The organism is Acetivibrio sp. MSJd-27 (assembly GCF_018918095.1).
Taxonomy (GTDB): Bacteria; Bacillota; Clostridia; order UMGS1840; family HGM11507; genus HGM11507.
This window is the reverse complement of the sequence record NZ_JAHLPV010000049.1, coordinates 1-17063: the sequence shown is the minus strand read 5'-3', so window position 1 is coordinate 17063 and position 17063 is coordinate 1. Positions and strand designations below refer to the sequence as shown.

At 39.5% G+C, this 17063-nt stretch carries 20 protein-coding genes and 1 pseudogene; 3 read left to right on the top strand and 18 right to left on the bottom strand.

Annotated features, from left to right (window positions below; translation table 11 throughout):
• The 13 genes and pseudogenes from KQI32_RS11925 to terL form a co-directional block, all read right to left on the bottom strand.
• Positions 1–1264, bottom strand: a 1264-nt coding sequence (locus tag KQI32_RS11925; RefSeq protein WP_216425577.1) for a phage portal protein, incomplete at its 3' end; no start/stop codon positions are given.
• A gap of 86 nt (positions 1265–1350) precedes the next feature.
• Positions 1351–1506, bottom strand: coding sequence for a transposon-encoded TnpW family protein (locus KQI32_RS11920; protein WP_216425576.1), 156 nt, complete (start codon positions 1504–1506; stop codon positions 1351–1353).
• Positions 1507–1698: 192 nt separating this feature from the next.
• Positions 1699–2010, bottom strand: coding sequence for a helix-turn-helix domain-containing protein (locus KQI32_RS11915; RefSeq protein WP_216425575.1), 312 nt, complete (start codon positions 2008–2010; stop codon positions 1699–1701).
• A 48-nt stretch (positions 2011–2058) separates the two neighbouring features.
• Entirely contained in the window at positions 2059–3492 is a 1434-nt protein-coding gene (mobQ, locus tag KQI32_RS11910) for a MobQ family relaxase (RefSeq protein ID WP_216425586.1), read from the bottom strand.
• Positions 3493–3587: 95 nt separating this feature from the next.
• On the bottom strand, positions 3588–4031 hold the full coding sequence (locus KQI32_RS11905) for a GNAT family N-acetyltransferase (RefSeq protein ID WP_216425574.1): 444 nt from the start codon (positions 4029–4031) through the stop codon (positions 3588–3590).
• A 339-nt stretch (positions 4032–4370) separates the two neighbouring features.
• Positions 4371–4658, bottom strand: coding sequence for a DUF3847 domain-containing protein (locus KQI32_RS11900; RefSeq protein WP_216425573.1), 288 nt, complete (start codon positions 4656–4658; stop codon positions 4371–4373).
• 96 nt (positions 4659–4754) lie between these two features.
• Positions 4755–6578, bottom strand: coding sequence for a M56 family metallopeptidase (locus tag KQI32_RS11895; RefSeq protein WP_216425571.1), 1824 nt, complete (start codon positions 6576–6578; stop codon positions 4755–4757).
• A 2-nt stretch (positions 6579–6580) separates the two neighbouring features.
• Positions 6581–6952 (bottom strand): BlaI/MecI/CopY family transcriptional regulator, encoded by a 372-nt coding sequence (locus tag KQI32_RS11890; RefSeq protein WP_216425569.1) that lies wholly within the window; start codon positions 6950–6952, stop codon positions 6581–6583.
• 214 nt (positions 6953–7166) lie between these two features.
• Positions 7167–7481 carry a molecular chaperone gene (locus tag KQI32_RS11885; protein WP_216425567.1) on the bottom strand — a complete coding sequence of 105 codons (315 nt, stop codon included), beginning with the start codon at positions 7479–7481 and terminating at the stop codon, positions 7167–7169.
• 91 nt (positions 7482–7572) lie between these two features.
• Positions 7573–8166, bottom strand: a complete 594-nt coding sequence (locus KQI32_RS11880) for a hypothetical protein (RefSeq protein WP_216425566.1) — start codon at positions 8164–8166, stop codon at positions 7573–7575.
• Positions 8163–8531 (bottom strand): TnpV protein, encoded by a 369-nt coding sequence (locus tag KQI32_RS11875; RefSeq protein WP_216425563.1) that lies wholly within the window; start codon positions 8529–8531, stop codon positions 8163–8165. Before KQI32_RS11875 ends, KQI32_RS11880 begins: the two co-directional genes overlap by 4 nt.
• A gap of 14 nt (positions 8532–8545) precedes the next feature.
• Positions 8546–10414 carry a recombinase family protein gene (locus KQI32_RS11870; RefSeq protein ID WP_216425561.1) on the bottom strand — a complete coding sequence of 623 codons (1869 nt, stop codon included), beginning with the start codon at positions 10412–10414 and terminating at the stop codon, positions 8546–8548.
• 175 nt (positions 10415–10589) lie between these two features.
• Positions 10590–11222: pseudogene (terL, locus tag KQI32_RS11865) on the bottom strand (phage terminase large subunit); the annotation flags it as partial.
• 142 nt (positions 11223–11364) lie between these two features.
• Between terL and KQI32_RS11860 the strand changes: the two are divergent.
• Entirely contained in the window at positions 11365–11538 is a 174-nt protein-coding gene (locus tag KQI32_RS11860; RefSeq protein WP_216425560.1) for a type II toxin-antitoxin system HicA family toxin, read from the top strand.
• Positions 11539–11588: 50 nt separating this feature from the next.
• Complete coding sequence (locus KQI32_RS11855; RefSeq protein WP_216425551.1) at positions 11589–11978, top strand: type II toxin-antitoxin system HicB family antitoxin; 390 nt, start codon at positions 11589–11591, stop codon at positions 11976–11978.
• A gap of 311 nt (positions 11979–12289) precedes the next feature.
• On the opposite strand, the gene KQI32_RS11850 is transcribed toward KQI32_RS11855, so the two are convergent.
• The 5 genes from KQI32_RS11850 to KQI32_RS11830 all read right to left on the bottom strand — a co-directional run bounded on the left by KQI32_RS11850 (position 12290) and on the right by KQI32_RS11830 (position 16688).
• On the bottom strand, positions 12290–13324 hold the full coding sequence (locus KQI32_RS11850; RefSeq protein WP_216425550.1) for a hypothetical protein: 1035 nt from the start codon (positions 13322–13324) through the stop codon (positions 12290–12292).
• Positions 13325–13636: 312 nt separating this feature from the next.
• Entirely contained in the window at positions 13637–14056 is a 420-nt protein-coding gene (locus tag KQI32_RS11845; protein ID WP_216425547.1) for a hypothetical protein, read from the bottom strand.
• Between the two features lie 128 nt (positions 14057–14184).
• Entirely contained in the window at positions 14185–16128 is a 1944-nt protein-coding gene (locus KQI32_RS13600) for an AAA family ATPase (protein ID WP_216425545.1), read from the bottom strand.
• Positions 16125–16376, bottom strand: coding sequence for a replicative helicase loader/inhibitor (locus KQI32_RS11835; protein WP_216425543.1), 252 nt, complete (start codon positions 16374–16376; stop codon positions 16125–16127). Before KQI32_RS11835 ends, KQI32_RS13600 begins: the two co-directional genes overlap by 4 nt.
• Before the next feature lie 3 nt (positions 16377–16379).
• Positions 16380–16688: a hypothetical protein gene (locus KQI32_RS11830; protein ID WP_216425540.1), complete on the bottom strand. Its 309-nt coding sequence runs from the start codon at positions 16686–16688 to the stop codon at positions 16380–16382.
• Positions 16689–16794: 106 nt separating this feature from the next.
• Here KQI32_RS11830 and KQI32_RS11825 point away from each other — a divergent pair.
• On the top strand, positions 16795–17063 hold a 269-nt coding region (locus KQI32_RS11825; protein ID WP_216423449.1), incomplete at its 3' end, for a transposase.

The window sequence follows — 17063 nt, the reverse complement described above, 5'->3', positions numbered from 1 at the left end:
CTTTTGCTTTGCGTGCGATTTCCTCCGGCGTTCTTTTTCTTCTTGGCATAGTAAAACCTCCAAACTCAGTATTTATTATATACCTGTTTGGAGGTTTACACAATCTTTGTAAAAGACTCGCAGTTGCAGAACAAAAAGAAAACATTTGCTTCATTTCTTCGTCAGCGTCTTCAACCCACGGATGATTTTTAACAACCGTAAGTCTGGAAACGACATCAATACTCTGCTGTGCAATCTGTGCGGTTTCCAAATCATTTTTGATGGCATTGCGCGTCCATGTCTGGATAATCTTTTTCGGTTCGGATAAACCGCGAAATCTGCAAATCGCTTTTACCAGTTCTGCATATCCGCTACGGAATTCGGTTTCCATTGCTCCAGCTTTTAACTCCAAAAGGCTATACATGAATTTCAACGCCTCACCTGACGTATTGCCGTATTTCTGCGGGTCAGGGTCAACACCCATTCCGCTGATGAATATTTGCTTTTTCAGCAGTTCCAGAAACGCTCCTCTTGCCTCATAAGGAATTTCTGCTCGTATCGTTTCAACGCCGCCTTCGCCTTCTACCTTGATTGTTTTTTTGACTTTCAGGTCACTCAAAAACTCGTCTCGGTCTACCCCTCCATAGTTCTTAATGACGAAAATAACCTCTTGCACGTCATCAATATCATTTGCAAATCCTGAAACTGTGCGGTCATAAGCGTCTATCTGGTCTTTGTACATGGATAAATCGGAGGTTTTATAGGTGTTATTGAAGAATGGAATAAACGGAACCGCTCCCATATTATGTGACATTGTTGTTCCTACCGATGGAAAATTGAAATTCACATATGCGCCGCTTGAAGCTTTTTCAAAGAATTTCACTTCCTTGTCGTCCCAATATTCACACCGTTGGACCTCTTCGCCTTTGTCGTTAACAGTTACATATGCCCTCAGTATTCCGATGATCTTATTTTTCAGGTCACCGGACATAACGGGAATAATCTGTTTCGGATCTACCGCCGCATATTGGAAAGTGTTATCTTCCCCTTTCCAGTAATGCAGCCATCCAACCGTGTCATTGGAGGCGTCAACAGCCAGCTTGTTTGACACCTTCGGAAAATCATCTCCCAAAGTATCGGTTATGATTTTATTCGCCGACTTGTCCCCAACATCAAATGTCGGCGGATATGTAAACAGATATGAACATTTTTGATTCACAAGAAGCGAATGCCAGTTGTGTGAAATTCGGTTATCTGCCGTCCTTAATGGATTGGCTTCTGCCATCTGCGCATCCATATACAGATTGGCTGCTCCGGAAACAATTTGTCAAGGACTTTTTAATCATTTTTTTTGCAAAAACGATAATTTTGTTAATTCTGCTGAATTTCCTGCCGTATCATTCGTTCAATTTTTTCGCTCATAGTTTCGGTGGCACTCTTGCTGAAATGCACCTTGACTATGTAGGTTGTCTTGCCGATTTTCTTTTTTACTGCCGGAGCAGCGTTTTCTGTTTTTGTTTCAGTCATTCTAAAACCTCCGTTTCGTTTCCTGTCCGTTTCAGACTTTCGCAAGGAAAGAATGATAGGATAGGATAAGATAAGTATTTAATCAGATAAATATTTTATTTATTATATTATTTATATATTAGTTATTTATTGCGTTGGAAAAACCGATGTCGGAAAATCCAACATCGGTTTTTCCAACATCGGTACTTCCGACTACGGCTCATCGGTGTTTTGCGGAATTTCAAAAATAACATATTCCATTTCAGCCATTTTGCCGTTTGACCGCCGTATCTGCCGCCGCTTTACATAACCGGCTTTTTCAAGCTCCCATATTGCCGTTCTGATAGCGTCAATGCTTTCACGGTTGATATGTGCAAGACCTTTGAGCGTGTAGTCCCAATTTTCCGGCAATGACAGCATTTGCGATAACAAGCCTTTTGATTTCAAGGACAGCCGTTTGTCCTTAAAATGCCTGTTTGACATTGTTGTATAGTCCGCCGTTTTCTCAATTCTGAATATCGCCATAGCTAAAACACCTCCTTTCAGCGTATAAAAAAATAAGCCTCAATAGGCTCATCTCTCATACTCGATATTTCGTTTTCTTGTGTGCCGCTTTAATGCGGTATCGACGCTCTTTTGAATGCTCTCGGCAATTTTCAGTTCATCACGCTTTTTATACATTTCGGAATACAACTTGTTTTTCTGCTCAGTCAGCGTTGCAATATCCGTTTTCCATTTGCCGACTTCAAGCTTGTTGCCGTTTACATTCTCTTTGAGATATTTTTCAGCGGCTTCATACAAGGCAATTTCGGTATAATTCTTTATACGGAACATATCGGATTTGTTGCCCGACAGGGAATGATATTGTTTGTATAACTCTCTGTGCCTGCGGTAAATTTCCGCTTGTTTTACAAGCTCGGCAAGGCTCTTTAATCTGCCCTCAACCTCTTTAAGCGTGATACGGATATTGTCATATTCATCACAGACAGAATTAACCGTTTCATCAAGCTGCGGAATTGTGAAAATCTTATTGTCCTGCAAATATTGTATTTGCTCCGCCAGCTTTTTCGGGTTGTATATTCGATATTGCATATTTATCTTTTGCGGCTTTGACAACTCCTGCAAAATTTCAATGAGGTTTTGCTCCGGCGGCTGTTTCTCTCTGCGTTTGAAAATATCTGCAAGCCAATTTTTTAGGCTTGCGATTTTCGCCTTAATCTCAGCAAGTATTCTGTTATGTGCCTTGATTTCACGGTTGATGTTTCCTCGCTCGGTTTCAATGCCTTTTTGCTCCATTTGAGAAGCGGCAACTCCCAAATGAATTGTTGGAATTTGCTCCGTACCTTGCCGTTCAAATGAACGGTGGTCTATGCGTTCGGTGATTTCATTTTTGGCAAGATATTTGTTTGCAAGCTCCGCCCAACTTGACCGCCATAATTCCGCCTTGCTTTGCTCGTTCCAATCAACCGTATCAACCTTTCTTGTTTTGAAATTACCGTTTTTCAGCTTGATACGCTCGCCGTTTTTGACGGTGATGTATTCTTTTCTTGATTTTGCACCCCAAGTCCCGTCTTGTTCCAATGGTCGCATAGTCAGCATAATATGTGCGTGTGGGTTGCCGTCCGATTTATCGTGAACGGCAATATCGGCACACATTCCGACAGCTACAAAGTTATCGTTTACATACTCACGCACAAGCGAAATTTGCTGTTCCCGATTTAATTCTTTCGGTATGGCAAGTTCAATTTCTCTTGCAAGCTGTGAATTTTTTGACTTCTCGATTTTCTCGACCGAGTTCCACAAAACAGACCGATTTTGAAAGTCGGGCGGTGCGTGAGAGGGAAGCATAATCTCGGTATATGCAATTCCGCTTTTCCTTGTGTAATCGTGCGTGATACCGTCATAATTATTTATCAGCTTTTCGCCGCTGCGATATGCGGCGGCTGCAACGGCTGATTTGCCTTTGCCTCTGCTGATGATTTTTATACTGCAATGATAGATTGCGATAGTAAAACCTCCTTTCGGGCAACAAAAAAAGAGCAACCGTTTATGATTGCTCTTAAATGTAATATTAAGTTTTAACTTGCGTATAAACCGGGAATTTATAAATGCTTTTGCAAATACACCATATCTACTAACTGTATGCCGCTTTCATATATAGGGTGGTCATAATTATCTGTAAAAAACCTCGGAACTATGTGAGAACGGACAAAACCGCATTTTTCATAAAATGGTATCGTAAGCGGACTATCACCTGTTCCAACCTGTAAAACAGAATAGCTACCCGCATACTTACAGGCAATGAAGTCAAGCAACATTTTGCCGTAACCTTTCCCTTGATATTTCGGCACAACAGCTATATTCTTGATTTCAAGAATTCCGTTACCTTCGTCGGTAACTACACATTCTGCCTTTACCTCATTATCCTCAAGCACATACATAGTACCTTTTTCAAGATAACGCTCAACCATATTCTCTTGTTCATCTGCCAACAGTAGCAATGAAATAAATTGTTTTTTATTATCATTTACTTCTCGAATTTTCATACTCTGTTACTCCGTCAACTTCCGATTTATTGTTGCAATAATTATATCATACATTGCCGATTAAAACAATGGATTGATATACATTTCTCCCTTTTGCACAACAAATTTTTCACTTGATATTTTGTGTCAAACTTGTTTTGATATAAAATATCAAGTCAACAAAACAGTTTTCGCAAAAACTGTTTTGACGCTATATGCAAATTTTATTTTGCGTATAGCACAAAGGGGTATGGGGAAATGAGAGTTGCCCCATAATGAAAACAAATGCGAAACGCCGATTTGTTTTCATTTGCCCTCGGCAGAGCGCACACACCTGTAAGGTGTATAAGTGCGCCCTTGTTAAAACAAGGGATTGCCCTCGTCCGCCGTATGCTCCCGTAAATTCTTAACTTTCGCCCTCACGCTCTCGCTCGAAAAGATTTCAATTAAAAGCGTTTGCAGCTGCTCGTTTGAAAAGTCCTCTGCGTTACCGATTATGCTTTCCAAAATTGCCCCTCGCTCGATTAACCGTTTTGTCCGTTTCTTTCGTTCGGCTTGCTTTTGCTCCGATATGAGCCGTTTTTTCTTGTTGTTGAGCTGATTGATTTGCGCCTGTGTTTTTGCAATTTGTTCGTCAATTTTTTTCATAAAATATCGTTCCTTTCTGTGTTTTGGGTATGAAAAAAGGACAGCCGATTTTTTTCGGTTGTCCTTGTGGGGTTAACTATAAAATATAATTTTTAATTAAAGTCCTGTTGCAAACTCATCAATTAAATATCTGCCGTTCTGCTGCTTTAATATCAGATAAAACGATGTTTCGGTTTGATTCGGGTCAAAAACAGAATTTTCGGCAGGTATCATTTTTACTTTCGGCTGTGCAATCCATTCGCCGTCAGTAAAGCCTTTTTCTGCTAAATTATCAACTGTGGCTATGCTTAAAGGCATTGCTTTTTTCATGCCGAAAACATAATCATCGCCAAAGAAATTGTCTACACAGCTTTGAGTGCAGTATCTTTTCATTTTCTCAAAATCCTGATTATAAAAGGCCTTAAAAAATAACTCCACTGTTCTTATCGGATCCGACATTTCTCTCAGATCTTTCTCTATTTCCAATGCATCAGTTACGGAAAAGGTTATATCGTTTCTGTTTTTATCAAAAATGTTATATTCTAATTTGTATAAGTGCGTTCCGTAAATTTCATTTAAAACACCCGATACAGAACCTAATTGAATATATGTGATGCTGTCCTTCAAAACAGGCGGAACAATTAGCACATCAAAATTTATGGGTTCCGGATTTGATAATATTTTTCGTATTTCCTGACCGATTTCAATTTGATAAGTATATTCCGAATATCCGTTTACGCTTCTTGACGGCTCGTTGATTGAAACGGTTATTTTCCCATTATCCCAATTAATATAATTTTCAGGATTACTCATAATACCCATTTTTTCAAACAGTTCCCTAAGCGGAACATATACCTCTCCGTTTTCGATAAAAGGCTTATTCGTGAGTTCAATTTTTTCGCCGTTATTCAAAATTTCAATCGTGTAATCATCAGTTGTCAAATCGGATAATACGCCGCTTGCAAATACCGTTGTCGAAAGCATAATAACCGCAATGACCGCTGACAATACCGACATAAATCTGCTTGTTGTTTTCTTATTCTTAATCATAATAAATCTCCTTTTCAAAAATTTTTTACTGCTTGCCATTTGTGTGGTAAGCGGAAGCTGTTTGGATTTTCCGGTCGGAAGCAGGGAAAGAATTGTGCTCACATAGCTCATTTCCTCGCTGCCCGTCATATTTTTTGTGACTGCCATATCGCAGGATATTTCGCACTCGGATGCAATTTGCTTTGAAACATACCACGAGATAGGGTTAAACCAATGAATACATTTTACAAATTCGGCAAACCATTTATATAAAATATCGTGCCGCTTAAAATGCGTCATTTCGTGGCGCAGTATGTTGTCTAACTGTTCGCCTGATAACTCCGTTTTCGGTAAAATAAGCATTGGTCTGAATACGCCCGTCATAAACGGCGACGCAATATTTTCCCATACCCGAACATTGATTTTTCTGTCGGTGTACTCTCCTGTTTCGGGGCAGGATATAACCTCGCTGTTTTTGCGTATTTCAATATTCAGCCTTATATACCGTAAAACATTTAAGAGCATTAAAGCTATTGCGCCGATAAGCCATACATACGCTAAAATATTCATTCGGTTATAAATTATCCTATCCCATATAACTGTTGCTTTCTGCAAAAGCTGCGGCTTTTGAGCCGGGGCTGTTTGCACAACATTTTCGGTTGTTTCGGGTTGTTCACTGACAGCCTCTTGTTGTGTCTGTATCGTTTGTGTTGCAATGTTCGGCGCAGGCGTTGTATTAACATTAAACCGCACCGGCATAAGCATTACAAAAAGCACGCACAGCCATATGTAATAATGCCACGAATACCCGAAAATCTTTTTCGTTATCGGGCGAAGCAGACTGATAACAACCGCAAGGACAGAGCCGGCAAGCGATGTGATTAAAAGAGCTTTAAATAATTCACCAATCAAGTTTATCCCTCCTTTTTCTCAAAAATCGCTTTCAGTTCACGTATATCCTTTTCCGAAAACTGCTCCTCCTCAAAAAGTGCGGCAACCAAATTTTCGGCTGAGCCGTCAAACAGATTTTTAATAAGATTTTTTACCTGTGATTTTTTATATTCCTTTGCCGTTAAAATCGGTGTGTAATACCATGCCTTGCCCCGTCTTTCGGCAGACAATGCGCCTTTTTCAACAAGCCTTGCAAGAAATGTGGCAATCGTTGTGCGTTTCCAGCCCTTTTCTTCAACGGCTTTTCCGATTGCCGTTGAGCCTATCGGCTCGTCTGCTTTCCATACAACCTTCATAATTTCAAGTTCCGCTTCACCTATATTTATGTGTTTCATAAGGCATACCTCCAATATAATCTACTGTTGTCGACATATATAGTCTACCATATTAGACACAGTTTGTCAAGACCTTTTAATGAATTTATAAGCTTTAACCAAGTCTTAACACATAAAACTGTTCGGAATATATAAATACATCACTCATATCAAAACAAGATTTTTAATCTCTCGCATCCAAGTCTTGACTTGATGTTTTGACCCAAAACCACCGTTATATGTTCTCTTTATGTCTACTGCCTATGTTGGAAATTATGTTGTTCTCTATTGCGTAATTTCTTGCCTTTGCTCTGCGTTCCTCACTGTATGGGGAAGTAAAGCGTATAGACAGCCGCTTTTTGTCAACCTCATAAGATACCGCACCGCAGGGGTAGGCTGTTACAACCCTTGCACATTTCGGGTTTTGTCTGCTGAATTTTGCAAGCCTGTTTTGCAATGCTTTGTTGTAGGTATAAATATTTGCCGTAGGCTCGGCTTCGTTGAATAAGATTATAGTTTCTTTCTCGTATTTTGTAAGTCTGCATTTCATTGTGTTGTAATCTCCTTTTTTTGCTTAATTTTTTCAAGTCAAAAGCCGCCTCCGAACATTCGGAAACGGCTTTGCATTTGTTTATATTATTTCATTGTATTTCTGTTATCTGCTCGGTTCTTGACCTTGCATTTTTAAGTAATTTTCTTGCTTGCGTGAGCAATGCGCTGTCTATCGGCGGAATATCCCAATAACAGAAGTCCCCCACGCAGTCGGTTTCGGGGTTAAATGTCGGCTCTGCCATTTGATATATTCTTGTATAGGCTTGTTTTTCGGCGGTTTTGTAGTCCGTTGCTCCGATTTCGACCGCATTTATCAAGTCGGATATTAAGGCTCTGACTGTATTTTCCTTTTCGGCGTAATATTCGGGGCGTAAATACATATCTCTGCATTGCAGTATAGCATTTCGGGCAATGGCTGCTAAATCCGCATAACCGTAACCGCCTGTTTCATTTGCAAGCACGGCGGCGAATACGGCGTTATTTGCCTTGCACCAAGCAGGCTGATAACCAAGTCCGTTTTGCACCTCGTCTAAAATTCCGCCTATCAGATTTTGAGCTATTGCAACGCTTTCATCTGTGGCATTGTCGGGATAGCTTTCAACGGGAATGTCGGCGGCAAATAAGCTTTGCGTCATTACTGTTATAGTCGTTATTGTTAATAGCATCGTTTTAATTTTTTTCATTTTTCAACACCTCTGTAAACAATATTTTTCATCACGATTTCTTCCGCCTGTGCTTTTATGCAGTTCATCAAGCCCACCCATTGCATTTGGTCTGTTGCCTTTAATTCTTCGGATATGCTCAAATTGTCCGCAAAGTTCTTTACAAGTCTTTCAACCTCCGATTTTGCCGCTTTGTCAACATCTGCAAGATAATCAAGCCAAGTGCCGTCAATCATTTTTGCGGTATAAAAGCAAGACCTGCTTTCCTTGATAAATCTTCCGTGAAGTCTGCCGTATTTGCCGATGTTGTATTTTTTGTCTGTTGGAACAGTCAAGTCGGGCAAATAATAATCTCCGACCTTTGTGTATGTGATTTTATTGTTCATTTTCAAAACCTCCGTCAAATTGCCGCTTTTCTGAATGTCGGCTCTTTTTTCGCCATATCGCCTATGCGGATAAATACGCCTTTTTGAATATCCTCCGCACGCAGAGCGTTTTTCTTCTCGTCAATTTCAGCTTTTTTCTTTGTTTTTGTGCGTTCCTCATATTCTTTTTGCTTGCCGTTTTCCTTTCGGCGCAAATAATTTCGGTGAAGTCTGTCCCTTAATTCCTCTTTTTTACGCATTTCTTCGATTTCCTCCGGCGTAGGCTCCTGCGCAAAGTCGGGCGGAACAAACCGACCGATAAAGTTAAAATATATTTCAACCTCCTGCGTGGTGTCCGAGCTGCCTTTTCTTGCTCTTTCGTGAACAAGGATTTTTTCAATAAATTCGTTCAGCATAGCTATGGTGAGGTTATCAAAATTCTGATATTTTTCAAGCAATGCAAGAAATTTATCAGCCGACTTTTCATTTTTTGCATATCCGTCTATACTTGTTTCAAGCTCGCACATTTCCGCCTTTAATGACTTTTGCTCTTTGGCGTATTGCCCGTCAAGAGTTTCGTATCTTTCATCGGACAGCTTGCCGAGGGCGTTGTCCTCATAAATTTTGCAAGCAAGCGTTTCAAGCTCCGCAAGCCTTTGCTTGATTACCGCCAGCCTTGTGCGGCTCTTTTTAATATCCTCTTGATTTTGCTGTGACTGTGCTTCTTGTATAATCTCGGCAAACCGTTCTTTATCTTCGTTTGCGTAATTATATATTTCTTTCAGCATTTCGGATATAAGCTGCAAAACGGCCGCCTCTTTAATTCTGTGCTGTGTTTTGCAGAGCTTTCCGACAGGCACTTTTGAATATTGAGAACAGGTATATTGCGATTCACGCTTGCCGTTATTCGTTCTGTGAACATACATTTTACCTCCGCAGTCGGCGCAGAATAAAAGTCCCGTAAGCGGTGCAACCTCGCCCCAGCCGTTAGGGTATCGACGCACATTTTTTCTGATTTTCTGCACGGTGTCAAATGTCTGTTGGTCGATAATCGGCTCTTGCGTGTTTTCAAAGATTACCCATTCGCTCTCGTCAACATAATGGCTCTTTTTATCCTTGAAGTGCTTTCTTGTTTTGAAATTAACCGTATGCCCCAAATACTCATATTTTTTCAAAATCTCCGCAATGGTTGACGAACCCCAACGGTACGGATTTTCAAATACGACTTTCTGATGAAGTCCTGCATTATGCTTTTGCAGATGTACCGCAGGCATATCGACCTTTTCTTTTTGCAGAATTTGCGAAATCTGATACGGACCTTTGCCCTCAACGGTCATTCGGAAAATTCGCCGTACCACTTCGGCGGCTTCCTCGTCAACTATCCACTTGTTTTTATCCTCCGCACTTTTGAGATAGCCATAGGGCGGACAACTTGAAACGTGCTTGCCCGAATTGCCTTTTGCCTTGAATACGGATTTAATTTTCTTGCTTGTGTCCCGTGCGTACCACTCGTTCATAATGTTGCGGAACGGCGTAAAATCATCATCGCCGTTAAAGCTGTCAACCCCGTCGTTTACGGCAATAAGCCGTACTCCTTTTTGACGCAGGACTTCCATATACTGCCCGACTTTAAGATAATCTCGCCCCAAACGGCTTAAATCTTTGAGAATAATCGTATCAACATTGCCGTTCTCGACCTCTTTCATCATAGCAGTAAAACCGGGGCGGTCAAAACGAAGTCCCGACACACCGTCGTCGGTAAAATGGACTATATTGGTGTAGCCGTTCCGCTTTGCATAATCTTCAAGCAGTTTCTTTTGATTTGTGATACTGTTGCTTTCGCCTTGCAGCTCATCATCACGGGAAAGACGCTCATACAAAGGCGTGATTTTTGTGCTTTTCATTATGCACAACTCCTTTCTTTTTCTCGTTTTGACTTATACAGATAAATAAGTCTTTTATAGCATATAACACCTGTATTTTTGATATCGTTTTTATTTGTATAGTACCGTTCGGCTGTTTTCGCCGCCTCAATAAAGCTTCCATGTCCTATAATCAATCGGTTTATATAATTGCTGTTTACCATACGGAAACACCACCTCCATTGAAATTCTCCGCTACGCCGGTTGTTGCATCCGGCGCGTCATCGTGGGCGTTTTTGCCCTCTTTTTGATATTTCGTCATGTCTTTATAATACTCCGGCCATCTCTCTCGCCAATTAACCGGATAATAAATGTGATTCATTACCCACGTTGAGTTGGAAAGAATTCTCGCAATCTTATTTTTACTCTGATGGAACCAGTTGACCGTTGTTTTATTGGAATCATATGTCTCATGAAGAATCCTTCTTATGTTTCTTGCAAATCCTCTCCCGCCGTTATTGCTCTCTATTCTTGACACATTGACACCGTATTCATGCAATCTTTTTGCTGTTTCTGGTTCGGTTATCTCCATTCCCTCTTTGGTGTAATACACATCGAGAATATAAGCCTCGTTGAGATACGCGCCGTATATGATGTTGCATAAATAGTCGCTTCCCTCGTCCGCCGTGTCGCAGTACGCAAATATGCCGGAAAACAACAGATTCCCTTCTTCGTCTTTTGGCAGCTTGTCATATGTCTTAAAAGAACTGTACAGCCTTCCTTTTAAGTCAATTGGTTCCTGTTGATAGTTTGCGCTGGCAATCTCAGCCCCCATTGCTTTTATCTTTTCCTCATATTCTTCACCAACTAAAAAAGACACCTGATTATTACAGATGTCTCATGAAAATATTTGAAACTTTTTAAACTATTTTAGGAAAACCTATTGACTTATGCGCATTATTTGTGTATAATAATATCAAGAGGTGAGATTAATGAAACAGCGTGATTTAATCAAACTGCTCGAAAATAACGGTTGGCGTTTCTTTCGCTCCGGTGGAAACCACGACATATATACAGACGGAACGCACATGGAACCAATACCACGGCATAAAGAAATCAATGAGCAGTTAGCTAAAGCAATCATTAAAAGGCGGGGATTGAAATAAACAATCTCCGCTGCCAACCATATATTAAATCTTACAGGAGGTAACACGTCATGAAAAGTGCTTATCCTATTATCTTATCGCCAGCAGATAAAGGCTTTGTTGTCTATGTTCCTGATCTGGATATTAACACAGAAGGAGATACCATTGCAGATGCAATTGAAATGGCACGTGATGCAATTGGTCTTTGGGGTATCTGCAGACAGGACACGGGAAATGAAATCCCTATTCCAAAGTCTATGACACCTAAGCATAAGTCAGATGAGATTGTATCTATCGTCGATGTTGACTTTGATTTTTATCGCCGCGTCAATGAAATGCGCACTGTACGTAAAAATGTAACTATCCCATCTTGGTTAAATGAGCTGGCAGAAAAAAATAAAATTAACTTTTCCGCAGCGCTTCAAGAAGGATTGAAACATCAACTAAATATCACAGAATAAGCAGGAATATCCCTGCTTATTCTTTTATCCCCTAACCCACCCTCACCGCTGTATCATTGCTTTATCGGTGTACCATATAAAAAAGACACCTCAGTTAGAGATGTCAAATAACTTAGTATAAATTTTGCAATAAATAAAATATGTTGTTAACAATAAAATAATTTCATGCAAATAAATCCTTCGAAATAACAAAATTTTATGATTATCTATTATCGGAATAAAAATTATTCTTTGCAAGACATATAAAAAACAAAATATAAAGAGTTGATAGATAGTATAATAAAGACTATTTTTCAAAATACCTCCTCCTATTAGTTTTCATCCAGATTTCCATCATTACTGCCTTCTATTTGAAGAGCCTTTTTTGATTCAATTAATTTTTGCTCGAATTCTTTTATTTTGAGATCATTTTTGGAATTCATACTCTTATACTCACGAATATTATCTATAATCCCAGTTGCCTCATGTTCATACTCAAAGTTGATCTTTTCTCCAAATGTCAATTTTAGCTTGGTTTTTCCGCCGTTGACAAATAGTGCTATTGCAGTCAAACACATCATAGAAACTATTCCAAAAGTGATAAATTCAACTGGCCCTGGTGAATTAACCGCCGCTTTTATACTCAATGCGGATGAGTCAAAATTTTCATCAAGCTTTTCAGATACATATTTTAAATAATCATGAATTGAACCTATGAGCTTGCTAAACTCGTAAGCCGGAATATGGTCCTTTCTTTTTATATTAAACGTAACATGCAATTGTTCATCTTCATAATACATTCTGTAAAGATTTCTGTTTATCAATTCTTTGTAATCTTTTGCATTAACAATTGTATTATGTGAATGAATTATACCAATTAGATACGGATCCAGACTACACTTAGATTTAGGAAGTGTTAGCCATTCCACATTTCTTCTTTTGTGCAGTATTTCAATATTATCCTCCTTAAAACTCGCTCTTTCTATATCCGTGGGCTCATATAGATAAACATCGCTAGTAATTTTTCCAAAAAGTATAGTGTTCGAGTTTTCACTAGGAATAAGAATTATATCATTTATATTCATTTTTTCAACAAACTGTTTTAAATATGTTGTGATTAATCCAGGCCTTTTTTCCCTTTCTTTAGGATATATATTTTCTACTACTTTTTTTAGTTCATCAGGATTATTATTTTTTATGAAATCTATATCGCTAATTTCGTCCCATCCAATTGCAATATAATTCTCATAAAAAAATCTTTGAAAGTATCTGCCTGCATTGGTTCTCACAAACCAATAATTAATTTCTTCTGTAACAATTTCCACACCATTATCCTTTAGTATTTTTTCTATGTAGGAATTCATCATATGAGTACTCCTTTATAACATTATTTTCCTACATAATACTACAAGAGGTGGTAATATTCAACATTTTACTTAATTATTCTACATTTTTGATAAAATACAATATATTTTTTGTTTATTTTGCTCTTGAATTATAATATTATATTGTCATGACTTTCCATGACATTTTCACAAAAACAAAGCCGCCCAGAAGTGGCTGGACGGCTAGGAGGAAACCATGCCGAAGTTGTGACAGTAATCAGAGATTGATGTGTAATCCCTTTACTTCGACATTAACATTATATCATGAATTTTCGTTCAAAAAGTGACACACTTTCAAACAGATATTAATTTTTTTGATACCGACAGCAAAGCAATATAATAAATAATATCCTGTTGCCACCTAAAAACGGTTCTGATATCTATGTATAATTTTCTTGCTGTCTTAGATGGGCTGGCTCCCTCAAAATATCTCAAAATCATTAAGTTATCCTTTCCCGTCCCTTTAAACTTCAAAAGCGTATCGTCTATGATGTCAATCCATTTCCTGTTTTCCTCCATTTTTGCAAGGTTCATAGCCTTTGATTCAGTCGGATTTCCTACGCTTGTCCCATGAGGCAATCCATCTGAAGGAGGCGGAGATGATAATATCACATCGTCCCTAGCTTCCCTTATGTTTTCCAAGTCCATTTTGATTGCCTGATAGTTTCTGAGGTAATATTCGATTCGCTTTGTTGTTTTTCTGTCAATTACCATAATACCCCCTGTTTATCATCATATTTTTAGCCTTTCAGCTAGTTTTTTTAGTTCCTGCTCATATTCCTTTGGAGGCAAGTTTCGTTCTTTCAGAAGCCTCTTCTCCTCTTCAAAAAGCATATACTTGTTCATAGCAAGTCCTCCTTGCTCCAATCGTAACGTTTCATTTCTTCCGGATAATTCAAGAAACTTTTACTCTCAACCTCAAAATATGTCCCTGCGAAAAAATCAATCACCCCTAAATCCCTGTTCTTACAAACTTCTATCACATTTGAAAAATCGTACATCTGATTATCAGGTTTCCAGCCAAACATTTCAGCAGTCTTTTTTCGGAAGTCATTCCCCACACGGTGAACGATAAATACATTATCCGCTGCGTTTGTCAGATCAGCACTGCCGCTGATATCATCTTTTCTCAAGAACCCTAAAGACTTTCTCGGATGGCATACAAAATGAATATGCACGTTCTGATTCTTGGCAAAGTTGGAAAGCTCCGTGACGATTGCCGTTTGTTTCTCGTATTTATCTCCAGGAACGCCGGAAAGGCATAAGCTCATGAGATTATCAATCAATACTGCATCTATCTTGTTTTCTGAAATGCAAGACTTTACAGCTGCCATTACACTTTCAAAGTTTGCGCCAAAGTCATTGTTGTAAATAAAAACTTTTCCTTCCAGCCACTTTGTAACAGCCCGCCTTACAGGTTCATCCACCAGATAAAGGCTTTCGTGCTCCGTAGGTCTCGTGTATGCTCTTCCAGCAGCTTGTAATTGAAGCCATGATAAAACCTTGTAGGAAGGCAACTCTCCTGAAAATATGGCTGTTCTGAATCCCTGTTGTGCCGCATATAAGGCTAATTGGCTCAATACGCTTGATTTGCCCGATCCATTAGAACCGCTCCATATAGAAAGTTCTCCTTTGTTGAACCCAATTATTTTTCGGTCTAGCATAGATATTCCGCTTCGTATAGTTACTATTTGACCTCTATCCTTTTGTCTTATCTGAGACGGCTTCAGAAACCTATCCTTTATGGGCTCAATCTCAATCAACGGCTTGAAATCATCTGTAGCCGTATTTCGAGCGTATTCTTTTCTGTCATATGCATCCGGCTCATAAAGCAGTCTTACATCTCGCCACGTGTAATCACTGCAGGAGTTATGAAAGCATTTAAAGCCGATGGAGCCATTATCCATCAGGAAGATACATGCGTCTTTTCCTCGGTGCGAATCGTCAAACGGGCATTGCTCCAAAATAAATTTTGTACCTCCGGAAAAACAGCTTTCTTGTTTCACCTGCAGACTATATTTGCTTATCCAGTCTCTTAAATTAAAATCCCCCTGATATGCTGGGTATTGAAGCCGTTCAGGCTTTGGAATCATATTTGAGATTTTATATATTTTGGCACTCTGTGTAATTTTCAACGTATCAGGTATCTTGATTATTTTGCTTTCCCTATGCGGTCTGTCCGGCGTATTCGAGCCTTTCATTGCTTTTGTTCCGTAAAGCTTTGTAATCCTTGACGCATTGAATACCGCAGTATCTATCTCCGCCTTATCACTAGAGCAAAACATATCAAGCGCTTTTAAAAAATTCTTAACCGCTTCGGCGTTTTCTTTCGTATTCTCCAGTTCTACACGGTAAAGCATATGATATCCGTTTCCACTGTCGCAAAGAATCGGTTCCGTAAATCCTTCCCGCTTCAAAAAGGAATAACAGCTTCCGATTACCTTCATAGCCTCCTTTTTTTCTTCGTCGCTGGAAGAAACACCGGACGGTCTTTTCGGATCGACATCAACCAGAATCCATTTTCTTTTTTCAATGTCGTTATCTGTAGTTGTCTCTTTCGGATTCTGCACCATTGTTTCCCTCTGTGCTCTGGAATAACAACCGCTTTTGATTTTATTGAACACAAAATATATATTTCCGGTTAAAGTAGAGGCTGTATCAGCAGCTTTTTCAATATCCTGAAAATAACCGCTGGAAGTCTTTTTCCCATTGACCGCCCGTATTTCCACGATATCACCGCTCGGCACAAACATTTTCAGCGATTTCAGAATTTCTGTCTTGCTCACAATTGCATGCCTCCGTATTTGTCAATTTTTAATTCAACAGGCCATTGATAGCTTATGATATCTGCCGGAACAGGAGGATAACTTTTTTCTTTCAGCACGGCATTCAGATTTTTGAACATCTGCTCAGCTTTTTCATCCTTGAACAGTTCGTACCATGCGTCTAGGATTCCTTTTTTGTCGGAAGGAGAATATCTCGGAAAGATACGCTCTATCTTGACCAGCATTTCTTTGACTTCCGATTTTGTCACGTTCTACACCTCCAAATCCTCAAATTTTGTTTCGCCGCCACAGTCCGCCAAGCCGTTCTGAGTTCTTTTAACATCGTCATAATTTCCATCCAGCACCTTGGCCATATTGGCGTCCTTGATAAGCCAATCAAATGTGGCTCTCCAATTATTTTTATTAGCCCCTTTCAGAAAACTGCTGCTTTCCGCTTTGGAAAACAGCGATTGAAAATCATCAACGGTATATCCACTGTTTAATCTTGCTCGAATTGATTTCTTTCTATTTTCAGAAATTTTCATGCATTTGGGAAACGAAACGCAAGTTTCGTTGTACATACCAGATATATTCTGGTCAGCCTGTCGAAAAAGTCCAGTATACACTGGGCTTTTTTGCGTATGTGTGGTAAAATAAAGATAAGAAAAGACTGGGGAGGGACGGCGTGTGCTAGCAAAAGAGCAGGAATTGCGCAGAAATGTAGTAGAAATCCTATGTTTGGAGGAGCTGGTTCCATCGGAGCATCTGCTGCGGCAGATTGACAGCGCGGTGGATTTTACGCATCTGTACGACTTGGTGGATGCGCTTTACAGCCGCGACAACGGCCGTCCCAGCATTGACCCGGTGGTATTGTTCAAAATTGTGTTCATCCAGCACCTGTACGGCATCCCCTCGCTGCGCCGTACCATGCAGGAGATTGGCATGAACATCGCATA